A 19174-nucleotide genomic window follows, 5' to 3' on the forward strand; every position below is an offset into this window, starting at 1 on the left:
CACACGCCAGCGTCACCGGGGGCTAGGGTGACGGCCGTGACCGCCAGCACACCGGGCCCCTTCACTTTCGCGAGGGGCAACGCCGCGAAGCTGGCTGCCCTGCCCCGCTATGCCACCGGCGGGCTGCGCACCCGGTTGCGCAAACGCGACCCGCGGGTATGGGCCTTCGGCAGTGCCTTCGGCCTGGCCGACGGCGCCCTGGCGCTGCTGCGAGCCGCCCGTCGGCTGGAGCCGTCGCTGCGGCTGATCTGGCTGGCCGGCACCGAGGACCAGGCCCGGCGCGCCCGCGCGCTCGGCATCGAATGGGCTCCCAAGGAACGCCGGGCGGGCTTCGACGTGACAGCGTCCGCCGGGGTGGTGGCCGTCACCCATGGCTTCGGCGACGTGAACCGGTATGCGGTGAGCGGTGCCACGATCGCCCAGTTGTGGCACGGATCGCCGCTGAAGAAGCTGCACGCAGACTCCCCCGCCGCGCTGTCGCTCGGCCCACTCAGCTCTGTTCCGGCGGCTCGCGCGCTGATGCGTCAGGCCTATCGGCGCGGCACCCGCCGGATCAGCCTGCTGCCCGTGGCCGCGGAGACGTTCGTGCCGTTCATGTGCAGCGCGTTCGATCTCGCCCCCGAGCAGGTCAGGGTGCTCGGCGAGCCGCGCACCGACGTGCTGTTCCGCGGCAGCGCGTCCGGCCGGCGGGCCGCTGCGCGGCAACTGCTCGAACAGGCCGTCCCTGGTCTGGCCGGACGCCGGGCGGTGCTGTACGCACCCACCTGGCGTGACGGCGAACCCGACCCCAGCGTGCCGACCGACCGCCAGTGGCGCCGGATCGACTCGTGGTGCGCCCGCAACGACAGCATGCTGCTGATTCGCCCGCACCCGCTAGGGGTAGGTTCGTACCCCCACGCGTCCCGGCACGTCCGTCTGACTCCGCCCGCCGTGTTGCCCGAGTCGATGCCGTTGCTGTGGGGGGTGGACGCACTGGTCACCGACTACTCGTCGATGGTTTTCGACTTCGCCGTGACCGGCGGCCCGATCGTGTTCCTCGCACCCGACCTGGAACACTACAGCGACACCCGCGGCCTCTACCTCGACTACCCGCAGCTCACCGGCGCTCGCTGGGAGCAGAACTGGGACGGGGTGCTCGACCGGCTGGAGCAACTCGATCACGACCCCGCTGCCCGGGAGCGTTCGGCAGCCCACACCGCCGGCATCGCCGCCCTGGCACACCGCCACACCGACGGACGCAGTGCCGAGCGGGTCGCCCGCGAACTGCTCGAACTCACCGCCTCGTGACCCGCGAGGTGTCGACGGTGCGCTCGGCGCCGGTGGACATCCCGCGAATGAACCCCGCGCCCCACGACAGGTGCATGATGCCGAGCACCGACACGTTCAACAGCCATTCCCGCACGTTGCTCGCGCCCAGCGATCGCGCCGACACGTAGCCCAGCCCGGCCGCATAGGCCAGCGGCGCGGCGTGCACCAGAGCGGCCACCCGATCGGCCCCCCTGGGCAGCAGCCCGTTCAGTTGGGCCACCGCCACCACCGTGGACGCGCCCAACGCCAGCACCACCAGCGGCGGGGGCAGGTACTTCAGCGGCGTGCGGCCCTGTTCGCGCACCAGGTGACCGCGCCACACGCCGGTGGCGAACATCTGGCGGCGCAGCGTGGCCGGCGTGGCGCGTGGCCAGTAGGTGACGGCGACATCCGGCGTGTACCAGATCAGGTGACCGGCGGCCAGAATGCGCGAGTTCAGTTCCCAGTCCTCGGCCCGCCGCAGCGTCTCGTCGTACCCCCCGACCTGGTCGAGCACCTCGCGGCGGAAGACGCCCAGATATGCCGAATCGGAGGGCCCCGCCTGCTTCGCGCCGTGGTACTGGCCGCCGCCCAGCCCCCACGGGGAGTTGTAGGCCCGGGCCACCGCCGACTGAAACGGGGTGCGGCCCTTGGCGCGCATCACGCCGCCCACGTTCACCGCGCCGGTCGAGTTGAGCAGGCCGACCATCGTGACGGTGTAGTTCTCGGGCAGTTCGGCGTGCGCGTCGACCCGCACCACGATCGGGTGCCGGCTGGCGGCGATGGCCAGGTTGAGGCCCACCGGAATGTCGTTGCGCGGGTTGTCGACCAGCACGATCCGGTCGTCGGCGGCGGCCAGCTCGTGCGCGATCGCCGTGGTGCGGTCGGTGGACGCGCCGAGCGCGATGACCAGTTCGGCCTCGGCCGGGTAGCTCTGCGACAACACCGCGGCCACCGCGTCGGCCAGGTGGCGCTCCTCGTTCAGCACCGGCATCACGTAGCTGACGGGGGGAAACTCGCTCACCCGGCGAGGCTATCGCGCGCGACCAGTGGGTTCCCCACCCAGCTCTGCGGGCGGGCAGTCGCATTCGGGTCGAGGGCGAGCCCGATGCGTCGTCCGATGACGGCGAGCTGCTTGATCCGACTCCTGGTCAGCGGGTCGATTGCGGCCCGCCGCACCTGTGCGACATGACCGGCGCAGGGGCGACCACGGCGCCCCAGCCCTGGTCGGTGACAGTGGCCAGCACCGAGCGGCCATCGGCCGGGTCGGGCGCATGCAGCATGGGGCCCTTGCGCTCCAGTCGCGCCACGACCGGCCGGGACGACGTGCGAAATTGCCTGAAGCGCGCTCCAGGGGCGGACACTGGCCCCATGAAAACGACCGGTGCCACCATCTCGCAGGCCGCGGACGCTCTGGACCTGACCGCCGACACGCTGCGCTACTACGAGCGCGACAACCTGCTGCTGCGGACGGTGCCCCGGGAGCCCAATGGTCACCGCCGCTATCAAGAGGCCGACCTGCACTGGATCGAATTGATCACTCGACTACGGGCGACGGGCATGCCGATCCGCGACATCCGGCAGTATGCCGCGCTGGTCAGGGCCGGTGACGGCAACGAGACCGAACGGCTGGAGTTGCTGCGCCGGCACCGCCGGCGGGTGCTGGCCCAACTCGCCGCGGTGACCGTCAATCTGGCCGCGATCGATCACAAGATCGCCCTCTACGACGACCGGCTCGAACAGCGTGCGCTCTCCGCTTGACCTGGAGCGCGCTCGAAGGTGTTGGCTGACGTCATGAGCACACCGATCCCCACCCGGACTCTCGGCTCCGCCGACTCCGCACTGACCGTTTCAGCCCTCGGCCTGGGCTGCATGGGCATGTCGGAGTTCTACGGAACGCCCGATCACGACGGCGGTCTCACCACCATCCGCCGCGCCCTCGACCTCGGCGTCAGCTTTCTGGACACCGCCGACATGTACGGGCCGTTCACCAACGAGAAGCTGGTCGGCGAGGCGATCCGCGGACGCCGCGACGCAGTGCAACTGGCCACGAAGTTCGGCAACGAGCGGCTCCCCGACGGCACCCGGCTGGGCGTCAACGGACGCCCCGACTACGTCCGCGCCGCCTGCGACGCCTCGCTGCGGCGGCTCAGCGTCGACCACATCGACCTCTACTACCAGCACCGGGTGGACTTCACCGTGCCCATCGAAGAGACCGTGGGCGCCATGAAAGGTCTGGTCGAGGCTGGGAAGGTGCGCTTCCTGGGCTTGTCGGAGGCTTCTCCCGAGACGATCCGGCGCGCCCATGCGGTGCACCCGATCACCGCCGTGCAAACCGAATACTCGCTGTTCACCAGGGACGTCGAGGACGCGGTGCTGCCCATGCTGCGCGAACTCGGCATCGGGCTGGTGCCGTACTCGCCGCTCGGCCGTGGCCTGCTCACCGGCACGATCGGCTCAGCGTCGCTGACCCCCGGCGACAGCCGCAGCACCGCCTACTTCCCGCGCTTCCAGGCCGGGGCACTGGAGGTGAACCTGGGGCTGGTCGACCACGTTCGCACGTTGGCGGTCGACCACGACTGCACGCCCGGTCAGCTCGCGTTGGCCTGGGTGCTCGCCCAGGGCACCGACGTCGTTCCGATCCCGGGCACCAAGCGGATCCGCTACCTGGAGGAGAACGCCGGCGCCCTCGACATCCGACTCACCGCCGACGACCTCGCCGCACTCACCCGCGCCGTCCCCCGGGACGCTGTCGCGGGTGCCCGCTACGGCGACATGAGCACCATCGACGACTGACAATCCGGTCGGCGCCGTCGTACTACTCGTCGAGCCCCGGCCTGCCCGCGCAGTGGTTGCTGCCGGTTCGGGCGCCGCGTCGATGACACGATCGGCAGGTGGCCTTCTTCACCGCACTGGTCGATGTGATCCTGCCGGTCGTGTTGGTCGCCCTGGTCGGCGTCGCGCTGGCCCGCAGCTTCTCGCTCGACATGAGCACCGTGGGCAAGGTCAACCTCTACGGGCTCACCCCGATGCTCGCCTTCAACAGCGTGCTGCAGACCGAGGTCTCCGGTGGCCAGGCGGTGCACCTCGTCGCTGGCTACCTGCTGGTCACCCTCGTCGCCGGCCTGATCGCCTGGCTCGCTGCGTGGGGACGCGACGGCCCGACCCGGCGCGCCATGATCGCCAGCGTGGTGATCGGCAACAACGGCAATTTCGGGCTGCCCATCGCCCTGCTGGCTTTGGGACGCACCGGACTCGATCACGCTGTGGTGATCTTCGTCACCTCGCTGGTGGTGATGTACACCGTCGGGCCTGCCTTGCTCGGTTCGCACGGCGGGCTGCGGGACGCCGCGCGAAGCGTGCTGCGGCTGCCCGCAACCTGGGCGTTGGCCACGGGCCTGCTCGTCCGGACGACCGGGGTCAGCCTGCCGGTCGGCGTCCTGCGCGGTGTCGAGCTGCTGGCCCAGGCGGCGATCCCGATGGTGCTGATCGCGTTGGGGTTGCAGTTGGGGCAGCGGTCGAGCCTACGGCTGACCGGGCCGGTGGTGGTCGCGTCCCTGGTCCGGGTGCTGGCACTGCCGTTGCTCGCCGGCGTCTTGGGCCCCCTGCTGGGCCTGGAGGGCATCGAATTGAGCAGCCTGATTCTGGCCTGTGCCATGCCGACTGCGGTGAACGCGTTCATGCTGGCCCGCGAGTACGGTTCGAATCCCACCCTGGTGGCCAGCGTGGTGGCCGTCTCGACCTTGGCCAGCCTGGGCACGATCGCGGGTGTGGTCGCACTGCTCCCCGCGCTTGCCTGAGCCACCCACCCAGTCGCACTGCTCCCCGCGCTTGCCTGAGCCACCCACCCACCTGACCGGCTCACCATCCTGAACCGAGCAGCCTGAAGCGAGCAGCCTCCCGAGCAGCACGAGCGGGTCGCCGTGGGCGCCGACTCCGGCGTGAGCGTCACTGCTGCGCAGGAGGCGCCACAGAGCGCCCAGTCTCATCCACCGCGCTACAGCCGCACCAAAGGCGCGACCCTCGCTGGTTGAGCTTGCCGAAACCCCTAGCGAGGCCACGCAATCCGCGGTCTCGACACGCTCGACCAACGAAGGATCAGCACGTGCCTGACCGCGATGATCCATGATCTCGGCGCGGAGGATGGCCCGCCCGGTGCCGGGGCGAGTCTGATTGGTAGTCTCCTGCCGTCAAGAAACCGCGAGGCATGAGGGGTCACGATGAGTCCGATCATCTATACGCATACCGACGAGGCGCCGTTGCTGGCGACCTATTCCTTTCTGCCGATCGTCCAGGCCTACGCCGGAGCTGCGGGCGTCCAGGTCGAGACTCGCGACATCTCCCTGGCCGGCCGCATCATCGCGGTGTTCCCCGAGCGGCTCAGCGACGAGCAACGACTCCCGAACGCACTGGCCGAGCTCGGTGAGCTGGCCAAGACCCCCGCGGCCAACATCATCAAGCTGCCCAACGTGAGTGCGTCGATGCCGCAGCTCAAGGCGGCCATCGCCGAACTGCAGGCGAAGGGCTACGACCTTCCCGACTACCCCGACAACCCGGTCAGCGCCGAAGAGACCGAGGCCAAGGCCCGCTACGACAAGGTCAAGGGCAGCGCGGTCAATCCGGTGCTGCGCGAAGGCAACTCCGACCGGCGGGCACCCGAGTCGGTGAAGAACTACGCCCGGCAGCACCCGCATTCGATGGGAGCGTGGAGCGCCGACTCGAAGACCAACGTGGCCACGATGGACGCCGACGACTTCCGGCACAACGAGCGATCGGTCGTGCTTGATGCCGACGATGAGTTGCGCATCGAACTGGTGCCCGCCGACGGTGGCGCAACCGTCGTGCTCAAGTCGGCGATTCCGGTGCTGGCCGGCGAGGTCGTCGACGGCACGGTGCTGCGCGCCGCGGCGCTGCAGGCATTCTTGCGCGAGCAGATCGACCGGGCCAAGGCCGACGGCGTGCTGTTCTCGGTGCATCTGAAGGCCACCATGATGAAGGTCTCCGACCCGATCATCTTCGGCCACGTCGTCCGGGCCTTCTTTCCCGAGACCTTCGCCGCCTACGGCGACAGCCTGGCCGCTGCCGGGTTGAGCCCGAACAACGGGTTGGGCGGCATTCTGGCCGGACTGGATGCGCTGCCGAACGGCACCGCCATCAAGGCAGCGTTCGCCGCCGAGCTGGCCGCCGGGCCGGAACTGGCGATGGTCGACTCCGACCGCGGCATCACCAACCTGCACGTTCCCTCCGACGTGATCGTGGACGCCTCCATGCCGGCGATGATCCGGATCGGCGGCCACATGTGGGGCCCGGACGGCAACCAGGCCGACACTCTGGCGGTGATTCCCGACTCGTCGTACGCGGGGGTCTATCAGGCCGTCATCGACGACTGCCGGGCCAACGGAGCCTACGACCCGGCAACCATGGGCTCGGTGGCCAACGTCGGGTTGATGGCCCAGGCCGCCGAAGAGTACGGCTCGCACGACAAGACCTTCGAGATCGGCCTGGCCGGCACGGTGCGCGTGGTGAACCGTGCCGGGGACGTGCTGATCGAGCACGCTGTTCAGCCCGGCGACATCTGGCGTGCCTGCCAGGTCAAAGACCTGCCGATTCGAGACTGGGTGAAGCTGGCCGTCACTCGGGCCCGGGCCACCGGCGACCCGGCGATCTTCTGGCTCGACGACAGCCGCGCCCACGACCGCAACCTGATCGCCAAGGTCGAGACCTACCTGGCCGACCCTGAACTGGTCGGCGACACCACCGGCCTGGACATCTCCATTGCCTCGCCGGTGCAGGCGACCAAGGTGTCGGTGGAACGCATCCGGCGCGGCGAGAACACCATCTCGGTGACCGGAAACGTGCTGCGTGACTACAACACCGACCTGTTCCCGATCCTTGAGGTCGGCACCTCGGCGAAGATGCTGTCGGTGGTGCCGCTGATCAACGGCGGCGGGCTGTTCGAGACCGGGGCGGGCGGGTCTGCCCCCAAGCACGTCCAGCAGCTAGTCAAGGAGAACTACCTGCGCTGGGACAGCCTGGGTGAGTTCCTGGCGCTGGCCGAGAGCTTCGCCAAGTACGCCGAGGTGACCGGCAATGCCTCGGCCCAGGTCCTGAGTGAAACGCTGGACCGGGCGACCGGCACCTTCCTGAACGAGAACAAGTCGCCGGGACGCCGACTGGGCACCATCGACAACCGGGGCAGCCACTTCTACCTGGCGCTGTTCTGGGCCGAAGAGTTGGCCGCACAAAGCGACGACGACGCCTTGGCGGCCAGGTTCGCCCCGCTCGCCGGGGCGTTGCGCGAGCACGAGGCGACGATCAACGCCGAACTGCTCGCGGTGCAGGGCTCGCCGGCCGACCTCGGCGGCTACTACCGTCCCGACGACGCCCTGACGAGTGCGGTGATGCGTCCCTCGACGACGCTGAACGCAGCGATCGACTCTCTGTAGAAGCGCTGGATCACGCGACCGCCGTCGGTTCGGCCGATGTCGCGGCGATTCGAGCGTTTTCGCTGGGAACAGTCGCCCATCTACCTGGTCCCGCGGAGAAATGAGCGTATTGCGTGGGTCCGGACCGGCCCATTACGCGCGTTTCCCCGCGGGGAACGGATGGATGTCAGCGGCGGTCAGCCAGAACGCTCATATCGCCGCGCAACGCCCAGATGAAGGCTCACCCGCACCTCGCCGACAGCCATCCACCACCCCCGCAACGACGGCGTCCGAGCTGCTGAACACCAGGCGGGCCTCGCGCGACGGCCGGTACCCTTGCGCGGTGATCGACTCGACCCATTGGCTGCTCACCCTGGCCTGCGAAGACCGGCCCGGCATCGTTCATGCCGTCACCGGAGCGATCGCGCAGGCGTACGGCAACATCACCGAACTGCAGCAGTTCAGCTCGGCCGAGTCGGACCGGTTCTTCATGCGGGTCCAGGTGCAGTCGGGTTTCGACCGTTCGGTGTTCGAGCATGCGATCACCCCGATCGCCAACTCGCTGAACGCCGAATGGGTGCTGGACTACGTCGGACGCCCGCGGCGCACGCTGATCTTGGCGTCCAAGGCCGGTCACTGCCTCAATGACCTGCTGTTCCGGGCCCGCTCCGGCCATCTGCAGATCGAGATCCCGCTGATCCTGGCCAACCATCCGGATCTGGGTGACCTGGCCGGCTTCTACGGCGTCCCGTTCGAAGACCATGTGGTGCTGCCGCACACCAAGGCGGCGTTCGAAGCCCGCGTCCTGGAGGCCGTCGAACAGCACGACATCGAGTTGGTGGTGCTGGCCCGCTACATGCAGATCCTGTCGCCCGAACTATGTGAGCGGCTGGCCGGCCGGGCGATCAACATCCATCATTCGTTCCTGCCCGGCTTCAAGGGGGCCAACCCCTACCGGCAGGCGCACGGCCGCGGGGTGAAGCTGATCGGGGCGACCGCACACTTCGTCACCGCCGACCTCGACGAGGGGCCGATCATCGAGCAGAACGTGCGCCGGGTCGACCACTCGGTGGACGTTCCCAAGCTGGTTGAGATGGGCCAGGAGCAGGAGTCGCGCACGCTGACCGACGCGGTGAAGCTGTTCGCCGAGCACCGGATCATGCTCGACGGCCAGCGCACGGTGATCTTCCGCTGATCGACCCCGTCAGTGCCGATTCCCGGGCGAGCACTGACCAACGCTGCGCCCCCGGCTGAACCTGCCGAAACCCCTTGCGGGGTGAGATCCGAGGTATCGACAAGATCGACCGGCCACGATCAGCGTTTCCGCGATCCTCGACCCAGGCAGGTCCGGCGGTCAGACGACCGGCGGCAGCGCCGACCACGGGAAGACGATCCAGGCATCGGTTTGCTTCCAGACGAAGTCGACCTGAAACACCGAGGTGGGCTTGGTGTACAGCACCGCGGTGCGCACTTCAGCGCCATTGGCGAGCAGGATCTTCATGACCAGATCCATGGTGCGCCCGGAGTCGGCCACGTCGTCGACCACCAGGACGCGCCGTCCGGCGATGCTCTCGATGTCGAGCAGCGGCGCCAGCAGCACCGGGTCGGGCAGGGTGGTCGCCACATCGGTGTAGAACTCCACGTTCATGGCGTCGGCGAGCTTGACGCCGAGGGCGTAGGCGAGCGCGCCGGCGGCGACCAGCCCACCCCGTGCCACCGCCACGATCACGTCGGGCCGAAACCCGCTGGTCGCGACCGTACTGGCGAGTTCGCGGCTTGCGGCGCCGAACCCCTCCCAGGTGAGTACCTCTTTGCCGTCGGTGTCGGACGCTTCCGCGTGGTAGGCCGTCATGCGCGCCAGCCTAGTGGCCCTTCGCTCAAAGGACGTCGCCATGCCGAGTGCCACAGTGGGATCGGTCGCCCAACGGCTCGATGGCGGCGGTGAGTTCGGCTTCCGCATCGCACGGGCAGTCGTGCACCATGCCTTCGATGCCTGGGTCACCGGCATCTAGCTGGCTGAAGATCAGCAGGTTCCGGGCCAGGTAGGCGCAGCGGGTCGTCCATGACAGGAAAGTCCAGCCGGGTCTGATTCCAGGTCGGGGCCGCGCCCACCGCTGGCTGAGGCTACCGAAACGCCTTGTGAGAGCGCTCCGCTCAAGGTCTCGACAAGTTCGACCAACGAGAACCAGCAACCCTCACTGGTCGAGTCTGCCGAAACCTCATCGTGGGGCTATGAGATTCCGCAGGTAGGCGAAGTCGGCCGGGCGCCCCACCTGCGGAGTCTCTCAATCATCGACACCTCCTTGAAGGATTGCGCAACGATCCATCACAGTTCTTGGCAAGCAGAACGTGTGGAGGTGTGCCGATGGGTCCAGTGAACGTGGGCAGCAGCATCGATCTGAACAGCGATGTGGGCGAGTCGTTCGGCGCCTGGTCGATGGGTGACGACTCGGCCATGCTGAAGCTGGTCTCCAGTGTCAACGTCGCCTGCGGGTTTCACGCTGGTGATCCCAGCACGGCTCGCCGAATCTGCAGAACCGCTGCCGCCACCGGGGTGGCGGTCGGTGCGCACGTGAGCTACCGCGATCTGGCCGGCTTCGGTCGCCGCTTCGTCGACGTCGATCCGGTCACGCTGGCCGACGAGGTGCTCTATCAGGTCGGTGCGCTGCAGGCGATCGCCCGGGCCGAGGGCACTCGGGTGAGCTACGTGAAGCCACACGGCGCGCTCTACAACACGATCGTGCACCACGAGGTGCAGGCCCGCGCCGTGGTGGACGGGGTGGTCGCCGCAGCCGACCATCTCGCCGTGCTGGGGCTGCCCGGTTCGGCATTCCTGGCCTTCGCGGGTGAACGCGGCCTGCGCACCGTCACCGAAGGCTTCGTCGACCGCGGCTACCGCGCCGACGGCACATTGGTGCCGCGGTCCCAGCCTGGCGCAGTGCTGCACGATCCGGCGGCGGTAGCCGAGCGGGCCGTGCTGATGGCCGCCGGCGACGTGGTCGCCGACGACGGCTCGCTGATCGCGGTGCAGGTTCAGAGCCTGTGCGTGCACGGCGACACGCCCGGGGCCGTCGAACTCGCCCGCGCCGTGCGCGCTGCCCTTGAAGCCACCTCCACAGCAATCGAGCCGTTCGCGACTCACGAGAGTGAGGCATGACCACCACCGACCCAAGTCAATAAGAAGACGCCGCTGAGGGAGGTATTCACCACGCAGCCGCGCGTGCTGCTCGCTGCTGCAGCACTGACCCGGTTGTGCCCCGGCGTGCCGGACTCATTGCTCACCGGGTTCGTTGCCAGCCATGCCACCACCACGCTGCACCTGCCGACCAGCACCGTGCCCACCGCGGTGATGATCGGCTCGGGCGGGCAGGTCGTCGTGATGCCGCTGGCCGGCACGCTCACCGAGAAGTTCGACCGCCGCCTCGTCTCCGGGATCGCTACCGTGCCGACCGCGATCTGGGTTCCGGTGCTGTTCGTGCTGATTCAGGACGCCAGCCCGTCCATGCTCGCGACCTCTATCGTCGTGGGCATGATCCTGCACGCCCTGATGTACGGGCCACAGGCCGCCTCCATCGCCGAGCAGCTCCCCGCCCGACTGCGCTATGTGGGCAGTTCGCCGGCCTCCACCCTGACCGGTGTGGTCGGCGGCGCGGTTGCCCCGCTGCTCTGCACCCTGCGCTGTGCCAAGACCCAGTGGTGGATCTCGATCGCCGCCTACGTCAGGGTGGCTGCAGCAGCCACCCTGATCGGCATGCTGATCGGGCGCGATCCACACGACAAGGAGAATCTGGAGCTGTTCGAGGCCGGCACCAGGGCAGCGCAGGTGTGATGGCCGGCTCCGTCCCGCTCCCCGACAAGGCGCCCGCCGCGCTCAGGCGGGTGGCCCGGTTGGGCTCCCGGACACTGCTGCTGAACGTGCCGGCCAGCCTGGTGCAGCCGGCGCGTCGGCAACTGCTCGCCGAACCGCTGCCCGGGCAACAAGAGCTGACCGCCGGGGCGGCCTCGGTTGCGGTTCGCTTCCGAACCGCTGCGCAGGCCGAGGACGCCCGGGCCCACCTTGCTGCCCTCCCGTTCGACGCCGGAGCGGTGCCGGACGGCCCACTGCTCAGCATCGACACCGTCTATGACGGTGAGGATCTCGCCGAAGTGGCCCGGCTCACCGGGCTCGACATCGCCGCAGTGATCGGGGCACACAGCGAGCAGGAGTGGCGGGTGGCGTTCGTCGGCTTCGCGCCGGGCTTCGCCTACCTGAAGGGTCAGGACGAGCGCCTGCAGGTGCCCCGCCGATCCACCCCGCGAGTGCGCATCCCGGCTGGCTCGGTGGCACTCGCGGGGCCGTTCTCGGCGGTCTACCCGCGTTCATCGCCCGGTGGCTGGCAGTTGATCGGGCACACTTCGGCCGAGTTGTGGTCGCTCGATGCCCGCCCACCGACCCGGTTGGAGCCCGGCACCCGGGTGCGGTTCCGCGCCGTCCGGGAACGGGTCGAACCGGCCGAGCCAGCACCCGCGCACCTGCCCGCCCGCACCCCGGACTCGAGCGGGCTGCTGGTGCGCCTGCCCGGTGTGCAGAGTCTGATCGAAGACGCCGGACGGGCGGGGTTCTCGGCCTGGGGGGTCTCTCGCTCCGGCGCGGCCGACACCGGCTCGCTGGCCCAGGCGAACCGGCTGGTCGGTAACGACTCCGGAGCTGCCGCCATCGAGAACACGGCCGGCGGCCTGGAGCTGGAGGCGGTCGGCGACCAGGTTCTGGCGGTCACCGGTTCCGATGCCCATGCAACCCTGTGCGACGACCGTGGCGAACGGGAGGTCGCCGCGGGAACCCCGTTCGCGCTGCGGTCCGGCGAACGGCTCCGGCTGGGCCCACCCCGGGCCGGGCTGCGCAGCTATGTCGCGATCCGCGGAGGAATCGACGCCCCTGTGGTGCTGGGCAGCCGGTCCACCGACACCCTGGCCGGGCTGGGCGTGCCCGCTCTGGCGGTCGGCGATCTGCTGCCGGTGGGCGCTGCTCCACGCTCTGCGGTGGGTGCGCCAGAACCGGTCGTGCCGCCGGTCGGCCCACAGCAGGCGCAGCTCGACGTGCTGCTCGGCCCCGACGACGACTGGTTCGGCACCGCCGCCATCGCGGCCTTCCAGGATCAGGAGTGGACGGTCACGGCGCAGTCCAACCGGGTCGGGCTGCGCCTGGAGGGGGTACCGCTGAAGCGCGAGCGATCGGGAGAACTGGCAAGTCAGGGCCTGGTTCCTGGAGCGATCCAGGTGCCTCCCTCGGGCCAGCCCGTGCTTTTCGGCGCCGACCACCCGGCCACCGGCGGCTACCCCGTGATCGGGGTCGTCGCCGACCATCATCTCGACCGTGCCGCTCAGGTGCCGATCGGCGCCCGGATTCGGTTCCGGATCATCGCCTAGGGAAGCACTGACCAACCCAACCCCCGCTCGTTGAGCTTGTCGAAACCCCTAGCCAAAGCACCAAAAGCAAGGTCTCGACAAACTCGACCAACAAAGAATCAGCGCTTCTCAGGCGTCCTGCAGCCAGCGGCGACAGCAACGCCGGGCCGCTGAGCTCCGTTGTCGGTGACGGTCGCCGGTCACTGTGCGGCGACGACGCCGTTCAGGCCGAAGCCGTCGTCAGGGTCGGGATCGGGGTAGTCGATGCCGGCCAGCGTCCAACCGGCATCGGGGTCACCGTCGGCGATGATCACCGTGGTGTTCGGTATGCCGAAGCTGCCCAGCGCGGCGTGCAGCTGCGGCATCACGTAACCGGCCCAGGTGCGGATCGCCGCCCCGTGGCTCACCAGCAGGGCCACCTGATGACCCGATTCGGCGATCTGGCGCACCGCCGCGGTGTAGCGGGCAATGAACTCCACCCCGCTCTCGCCGCCGGGAATGCGGGCGGTCGCGTCACCCTCGCCCCACGACCGCAGCACGGCGAAGTAGCGCCGCAGGTCGGCCGACCGCTCGTCGTCGCCCGCGCCGATCTCGCGCAGCCCCGGCAACACCGCCGGGCTCAGCCCGCGCGCAGCGGCCGTCGGCTCGGCGGTCTGCACGGCCCGGGTCAGGTGAGAGGAGTACACGGCGTCGAGTTCGTGGTGGGCCAGCCGGTCGACCAGCCGACGCGCCTGAGCGCGTCCGAACTCGTCCAACCCGGGGCCCGGCGGGGCGGTGTCGAGCAGAGCCGCGACGTTGGACGCGGTACGGCCATGACGGGCAAGCAGCAGACGCACAATCCGAGCCTAATGGACGCGCCCACGCTGATAGCGTGAAGCGTCACCACTCGTCGTTGAGGAGAAACCCGTGAGCACACCCGTCAAGGTCGCCGTCACCGGCGCGGCCGGCCAGATCTGCTACAGCCTGCTGTTCCGCATCGCCAGCGGTGCGCTGCTCGGCCCCGATCAGCAGGTCGAGTTGCGGCTGCTCGAGATCACCCCAGCCCTGAAGGCCCTGGAGGGCGTGGTGATGGAACTGGACGACTGCGCGTTCCCGAACCTGGCCAAGGTCGAGATCGGCGACGACCCCACGAAGGTGTTCGACGGGGTCAACCTGGCCATGCTGGTCGGCGCACGACCGCGCACCGCCGGCATGGAGCGCGGTGACCTGCTCAGCGCCAACGGCGCCATTTTCACCGCTCAGGGCAAGGCGCTCAACGAGGTCGCCGCCGATGACATCCGGGTGCTGGTCACCGGCAACCCGGCCAACACCAACGCCCTGATCGCCATGAAGAACGCCCCCGACATTCCCACCGAGCGGTTCAACGCCCTGACCCGGCTCGACCACAATCGGGCGATCAGCCAAGTGGCGCAGAAGGCCGGTGTGCCGGTGACCGCGGTCAGCCACATGACCATCTGGGGCAACCACTCCGCCACCCAGTACCCCGACCTGTTCCACGCTGAGGTGAATGGCCAGAACGCGGCGGCGCTGATCGACGACCAGGCCTGGATCGAGAATGACTTCATTCCCACCGTCGCCAAGCGCGGAGCGGCGATCATCGCGGCCCGCGGCTCGTCGTCGGCGGCCTCGGCGGCGAACGCCACCATCGAACACATGCGCGACTGGGTGCAGGGAACCCCGGCCGGCGACTGGATCTCAGCGGCGGTGCCGTCCGACGGATCGTACGGCGTGCCCGAGGGCATCATCAGCTCGTTCCCGGTCACCACCCAGAACGGTTCGTGGGCGATCGTCGAGGGCCTCGAGATCAACGACTTCAGCCGCGCCAAGATCGACGCCTCGGTCGCCGAATTGCAGGACGAGGCCGCCGCGGTCACCGAACTCGGCCTGATCTGAGCGCTTCCCCGGGAAACACTGATCAACGTGCCACCGCTGGTTGAGCCTTGTCGAAACCCCCTTGCCACAACGTCATCACCGAGGTCTCGACAAGCTCGACCGGCGAAAGTCAGCGTCTTCGCTGGCTTCGGGCGACAGCGCAGGTGAGAACGGTGCAGGCGGATGGATCGTCCGGCGCACCTGCGCCGGCAGCTTCGCCCGGTGGTCTCAGCTCCGCATCGCGGGCACGGCCCAGGACAGCACGACGATGCCGATGCCAATGGTGAGCAACACGATGGTGTCGACCGGACGGTTGCGCACTGCCAGCAGCCCGACTCGTCGATTGGGCAGCAACCGGAACAGCCCGCCCAGGCTGATCGCCAGCCCGATCAAGGTGGTGCCGCTGCGCCAGTGACCAGTGGCGGCCACACCCAGCCCCACGAACACCCCCACCAGCACGCTGGCCAGCGGCCACTGGCCCAGCACCTGCTGGGCGAAGTTCTTCGGCGGACGCTCCGCGGGTGCGGTCATGGTGCCGATCGTGCCACGCTCCGCCACCTGCTCAGTGGAAGAAGTGCCGGGTGCCGGTGCAGTACATGGTCACGCCCGCGGCACTGGCCGCCTCAATGGTCTCGGCGTCGCGCATCGAGCCACCCGGCTGCACGATGGCCCGCACGCCGGCGGCGATCAAAATGCCGGGGCCGTCCGCGAACGGAAAGAAGGCGTCCGAGGCCGCGACCGAACCGACCGCCCGCTCCCCCGCCCGCTCCACGGCCAGCCGGCACGAGTCCACCCGGTTCACCTGGCCCATGCCGACCCCAACAGACGCTCCCTCCCTGGCCAGCAGAATCGCGTTGCTCTTCACCGCGCGGCAGGCCCGCCAGGCGAAGGCCAGGTCGGCTAGGGTGGCGGAATCGGCAGGCTCACCCGCGGCGAGCGTCCAGTTCGCCGGGTCGTCGCCGGGGGCGTCGATGCGGTCGGGTTGCTGCAGCAGCGCGCCACCCGAGATGGGCTGCAACTGACGTGCGCGATGCTCGTAGGGGGCCGCCTTGAGCAGCCGGACGTTCTTCTTGCGGGTCAGCACCTCAAGCGCCCCGGGCTCGTAGCCGGGCGCGATCAGCACTTCGGTGAACACCTCGGCCACCTGCTCGGCCATCGCCACCGACACCGGACGGTTGGTGGCGATCACCCCGCCGAACGCACTCACCGGGTCGCAGGCGTGCGCCTTGCGGTGCGCCTCGGCGATGTCGGCGCCGACCGCGATGCCGCACGGATTGGCGTGCTTGATGATCGCCACCGCCGGCTCGCTGAAGTCGTAGGCGGCCCGGTAGGCGGCATCGCCGTCGGTGTAGTTGTTGTAGCTCATCTCCTTGCCGTGCAACTGGTCGGCCCCGGTGATGCCGTCCGGGCCGTTGGGGTAGCGGTACAGGGCCGCCGCCTGATGGGCGTTCTCGCCGTAGCGCAGCCCGCCGACCTGATGCCAGGCTCCGGCGATCCAGCCCGGGAACTCGCCGTCCTCGAACTGCTCCCCCAGCCAGGACGCCACCGCCATGTCGTAGCCGGCGGTGTGCCGAAACGCGGCGGTGGCCAGTCCCTGCCGCTCGCCGAGAGTGAAACCGCCGGCGGCCAGCGCGTCCAGCACGCTCGGGTACTGGTCGGGGGCGGTGACGATGGCCACCGACGGGTGGTTCTTGGCCGCTGCCCGCACCATGCTCGGCCCGCCGATGTCGATCTGTTCGACGCACTCGTCCGGGGTCGCCCCCGACGCCACGGTTGCAGTGAACGGGTAGAGGTTGCTGACCACCAGTTGGAACGGCTCGATGCCCAGTTCGGCGAGTTGCTCGCGGTGCGACGCGAGCCGCAGGTCGGCCAGCAGCCCGGCGTGAATGTGCGGGTGCAGGGTCTTGACCCGGCCGTCCAGGCATTCGGCGAAGCCGGTCACCTGCTCCACCGGCGTGACCGGCACCCCGGCGTCGGTCAGCGTGCGGGCGGTCGACCCGGTCGAGACCAGCTCGACCCCGGCGTCGGCCAGCGCTCGGCCGAGTTCGACCAGGCCGGTCTTGTCGTACACCGACAACAAGGCGCGGCGAATCGGTGTGCGGTCGGTCATGAGTCCCCCTGACGGGCCAGTTCGTTGACGGTGTGCACCAGCAGGGCCCGCTCGGCCACCTTGATCCGCTCGTGCAGCGAATCGACGGTGTCGTCGGGCAGCACCCGGACGGCCTCCTGGGCGAGAATCCGGCCGGTGTCGACGCCGGCGTCGACTTCGAACACCGTGGTGCCGGTGATCTTCACACCGTGTTCAAGGGCGTCCCGAGGGCCGTGCATGCCGGGAAAGCTAGGCAGCAGGGCCGGGTGGGTGTTGATCGTCCGGCCGCCGAAGCGGGCCAGAAACACCGGGCCGACCAGTTTCATGAAGCCGGCCAACACCACCAGCTCGACGTCGTGCTCTGCGACCAACCGGGTGAGCTCGGCGTCCCACGCAGCCCGGTCGCCACCCTTGCTGAAGGGGTGCACGAAGGTCGGCACGCCGGCCGCCGCCGCGCGCTCCAGCCCCTGCGCCGACGGGTTGTCGGCCCCGACCACGACGACTTCGGCCTCCAGCCGTCCGTCGCCATGAGCGTCGAGCAGCGCCTGCAGCAGGCTGCCGGTGCCAGACACCAGCACTGCGACGCGAATGGGCATGAACGCCAGCCTACCGACGCTTCGCAGTGTTCGCCCCCGCCCGCCCACCCCTGGGCACCCCCACCCCCGTCCGCACGTCCGCACGTCCGCACGTTGCTCGGGTTTGGGTTCGTTGCTCAGGTTCAAACCTGCGCAACGAACCCAAAGCTGAGCAACGTCGCCGTGTCCCCGGGGGGGTACAGCTAGTCGCGGCGGGCCAGGGGGACGGTCTGCTGCTCCAGCCTTTCGGTGGGCATGTCGAGCAGTTCGGTGGTGTCGTCGGGACCGCCCGGACGCGGTACCTCCGGCAGGTGCCGGGCCTTGGCGAACCAGTGGCCGAGGGCACCCGACGCACCGCCGAACGCCAGCGGCAATGGCGCCAGCCAGATCAGATTGAGCAACACCGGGCCCATGCCGACCAGCCGTCCATTGCCCAGATCACCGCGCGACAGCACCCCGACCACGACGATCAGCACTGCGACGCCGAAGCCTGAGCCGGCGCCACGAGCGAGCGCCCGTAGCCAACTGCCGCCGACCGCGGGTCGCGCCGACGCCGTCCAGCCCGCGGCGGCCCCGGCGACCAGCCCCGAGACCAGCCACGCGTAGCTCCAAGCCGAACCGCCGCCGGGCTGCGGCACCGCACCGAACACCGGCACGGCCGGCAACAGGCCGACGGTGCTGAGCAACGGCGAGACGAACGAACCGACACCGACACTGAAGCCGGCGCCGAGCACCCAACTGGCCGACCAGGCCAGCAGGTTGGGCAGGTAGAGCAGTTGGGCGATGACCAGCAGCCAATTGCCGACCGCATCGGTGGCCAGGGAGTTCTCGATCAGGCTGACCCGCTCGCTGCCGACGATCAGGCCGACCAGCAGCACAGCGGCGGCGACGGCGGTCATCGTGGCTAGGCCGGTGACGACGGCCCTCGGCAGGCCGGCCAGCCACACCGGTGCCGGCGCCAGCCGCCGCAACCTGGGCGCGAGCACCCAGCCGGAGCCCAGCGCACCCACCACCAGTCCGCCCAGCAGCGCCCACCCGGCCCGCGGCGCGGCACCTGAGCTGAGGGCGACCACCCCGCCGACGGCGCCGTAGCCTGCCGTCACCAAAGCCCACGCCTTGAGCGCACCCAGCCCGTCCAGGGCGGCGCCGGGCACCACCCGCAACACGAGACCGACCACGGTGCGGGTCAGCAGCACGAACAGCAGGCTGAGCCCGAGCGGAGCAAGAGTCACGGTGACCTCGCCGATCGTGGCTCCGGCGCCGTGCCCGGCCAGCCACAGTTGCCCGGCGAAGCCGAGCATGCGCGGCACCGGTATGGCCATCGCGGTGAACCAGCCGACCATCACCAGGCCGATCACCAGCAACCAGCCCACCACGGCGGCGGCGGCGCCTGCCGCCAGGGCCGTGGGCAGCAGCGGAAACTCCAGCACGGGGATCGCCTCGGCGCCAGGGTTGACTGCGGCAACGGTTAGCTGCAGACGCGAGCGACGGCGATCAGATGGAACGGGCATGGTCCCACCATCGTCGGGCAGCCGCCCGGC

17 protein-coding genes are annotated in these 19174 nt (G+C 69.6%); 10 read left to right on the forward strand and 7 right to left on the reverse strand.

Annotated features, from left to right (window positions below):
* The first annotated feature begins 36 nt into the window (after positions 1–36).
* Entirely contained in the window at positions 37–1287 is a 1251-nt protein-coding gene (locus tag QM721_RS10810; RefSeq protein WP_415121786.1) for a CDP-glycerol glycerophosphotransferase family protein, read from the forward strand.
* Here QM721_RS10810 and QM721_RS10815 read toward each other — a convergent pair.
* A complete protein-coding gene (locus tag QM721_RS10815; protein WP_415121789.1) occupies positions 1274–2311 on the reverse strand; it encodes a glycosyltransferase family 2 protein in 1038 nt (345 codons plus the stop codon). The genes QM721_RS10810 and QM721_RS10815 overlap by 14 nt on opposite strands.
* 347 nt (positions 2312–2658) lie before the next feature.
* Between QM721_RS10815 and QM721_RS10820 the strand changes: the two genes are divergently transcribed.
* The 5 genes from QM721_RS10820 to purU all read left to right on the forward strand — a co-directional run bounded on the left by QM721_RS10820 (position 2659) and on the right by purU (position 8907).
* Positions 2659–3048, forward strand: coding sequence for a MerR family transcriptional regulator (locus QM721_RS10820; RefSeq protein WP_415121791.1), 390 nt, complete (start codon positions 2659–2661; stop codon positions 3046–3048).
* Between the two features lie 33 nt (positions 3049–3081).
* On the forward strand, positions 3082–4083 hold the full coding sequence (locus QM721_RS10825) for an aldo/keto reductase (RefSeq protein ID WP_415121793.1): 1002 nt from the start codon (positions 3082–3084) through the stop codon (positions 4081–4083).
* Between the two features lie 98 nt (positions 4084–4181).
* A complete protein-coding gene (locus QM721_RS10830) occupies positions 4182–5087 on the forward strand; it encodes an AEC family transporter (RefSeq protein WP_415121795.1) in 906 nt (301 codons plus the stop codon).
* A 420-nt stretch (positions 5088–5507) separates the two neighbouring features.
* A complete protein-coding gene (locus QM721_RS10835) occupies positions 5508–7733 on the forward strand; it encodes an NADP-dependent isocitrate dehydrogenase (protein ID WP_415121797.1) in 2226 nt (741 codons plus the stop codon).
* Positions 7734–8055: 322 nt separating this feature from the next.
* Complete coding sequence (purU, locus tag QM721_RS10840; protein ID WP_415121799.1) at positions 8056–8907, forward strand: formyltetrahydrofolate deformylase; 852 nt, start codon at positions 8056–8058, stop codon at positions 8905–8907.
* Positions 8908–9066: 159 nt separating this feature from the next.
* On the opposite strand, the gene QM721_RS10845 is transcribed toward purU, so the two are convergent.
* Positions 9067–9564: a phosphoribosyltransferase gene (locus QM721_RS10845; protein WP_415121801.1), complete on the reverse strand. Its 498-nt coding sequence runs from the start codon at positions 9562–9564 to the stop codon at positions 9067–9069.
* 513 nt (positions 9565–10077) lie between these two features.
* On the opposite strand from QM721_RS10845, the gene QM721_RS10850 reads away from it, so the two are divergent.
* The 3 genes from QM721_RS10850 to QM721_RS10860 all read left to right on the forward strand — a co-directional run bounded on the left by QM721_RS10850 (position 10078) and on the right by QM721_RS10860 (position 13118).
* Positions 10078–10869: a LamB/YcsF family protein gene (locus tag QM721_RS10850; protein ID WP_415121803.1), complete on the forward strand. Its 792-nt coding sequence runs from the start codon at positions 10078–10080 to the stop codon at positions 10867–10869.
* A 63-nt stretch (positions 10870–10932) separates the two neighbouring features.
* Positions 10933–11541 (forward strand): MFS transporter, encoded by a 609-nt coding sequence (locus tag QM721_RS10855; RefSeq protein ID WP_415121805.1) that lies wholly within the window; start codon positions 10933–10935, stop codon positions 11539–11541.
* Positions 11541–13118 (forward strand): 5-oxoprolinase/urea amidolyase family protein, encoded by a 1578-nt coding sequence (locus QM721_RS10860; RefSeq protein ID WP_415121807.1) that lies wholly within the window; start codon positions 11541–11543, stop codon positions 13116–13118. Before QM721_RS10855 ends, QM721_RS10860 begins: the two co-directional genes overlap by 1 nt.
* A gap of 179 nt (positions 13119–13297) precedes the next feature.
* Here the strand turns inward: QM721_RS10860 and QM721_RS10865 are convergent, their stop codons facing one another.
* Entirely contained in the window at positions 13298–13933 is a 636-nt protein-coding gene (locus QM721_RS10865; protein WP_415121809.1) for a histidine phosphatase family protein, read from the reverse strand.
* Positions 13934–14003: 70 nt separating this feature from the next.
* Between QM721_RS10865 and QM721_RS10870 the strand changes: the two genes are divergently transcribed.
* Positions 14004–14990 (forward strand): malate dehydrogenase, encoded by a 987-nt coding sequence (locus tag QM721_RS10870; RefSeq protein ID WP_415121811.1) that lies wholly within the window; start codon positions 14004–14006, stop codon positions 14988–14990.
* 207 nt (positions 14991–15197) lie between these two features.
* On the opposite strand, the gene QM721_RS10875 is transcribed toward QM721_RS10870, so the two are convergent.
* The 4 genes from QM721_RS10875 to QM721_RS10890 all read right to left on the reverse strand — a co-directional run bounded on the left by QM721_RS10875 (position 15198) and on the right by QM721_RS10890 (position 19144).
* A complete protein-coding gene (locus QM721_RS10875) occupies positions 15198–15500 on the reverse strand; it encodes a DUF3017 domain-containing protein (RefSeq protein ID WP_415121813.1) in 303 nt (100 codons plus the stop codon).
* A 31-nt stretch (positions 15501–15531) separates the two neighbouring features.
* Positions 15532–17079 carry a bifunctional phosphoribosylaminoimidazolecarboxamide formyltransferase/IMP cyclohydrolase gene (purH, locus tag QM721_RS10880; RefSeq protein ID WP_415121815.1) on the reverse strand — a complete coding sequence of 516 codons (1548 nt, stop codon included), beginning with the start codon at positions 17077–17079 and terminating at the stop codon, positions 15532–15534.
* A complete protein-coding gene (purN, locus tag QM721_RS10885) occupies positions 17076–17654 on the reverse strand; it encodes a phosphoribosylglycinamide formyltransferase (protein ID WP_415121817.1) in 579 nt (192 codons plus the stop codon). The genes purH and purN overlap by 4 nt, the downstream gene beginning before the upstream one ends.
* Before the next feature lie 182 nt (positions 17655–17836).
* Positions 17837–19144, reverse strand: a complete 1308-nt coding sequence (locus QM721_RS10890; RefSeq protein ID WP_415121819.1) for a DUF6350 family protein — start codon at positions 19142–19144, stop codon at positions 17837–17839.
* Positions 19145–19174 lie beyond the last annotated feature (30 nt).

Source organism: Micropruina sp., from assembly GCF_047602085.1.
Lineage (GTDB): Bacteria > Actinomycetota > Actinomycetes > Propionibacteriales > Propionibacteriaceae > Micropruina.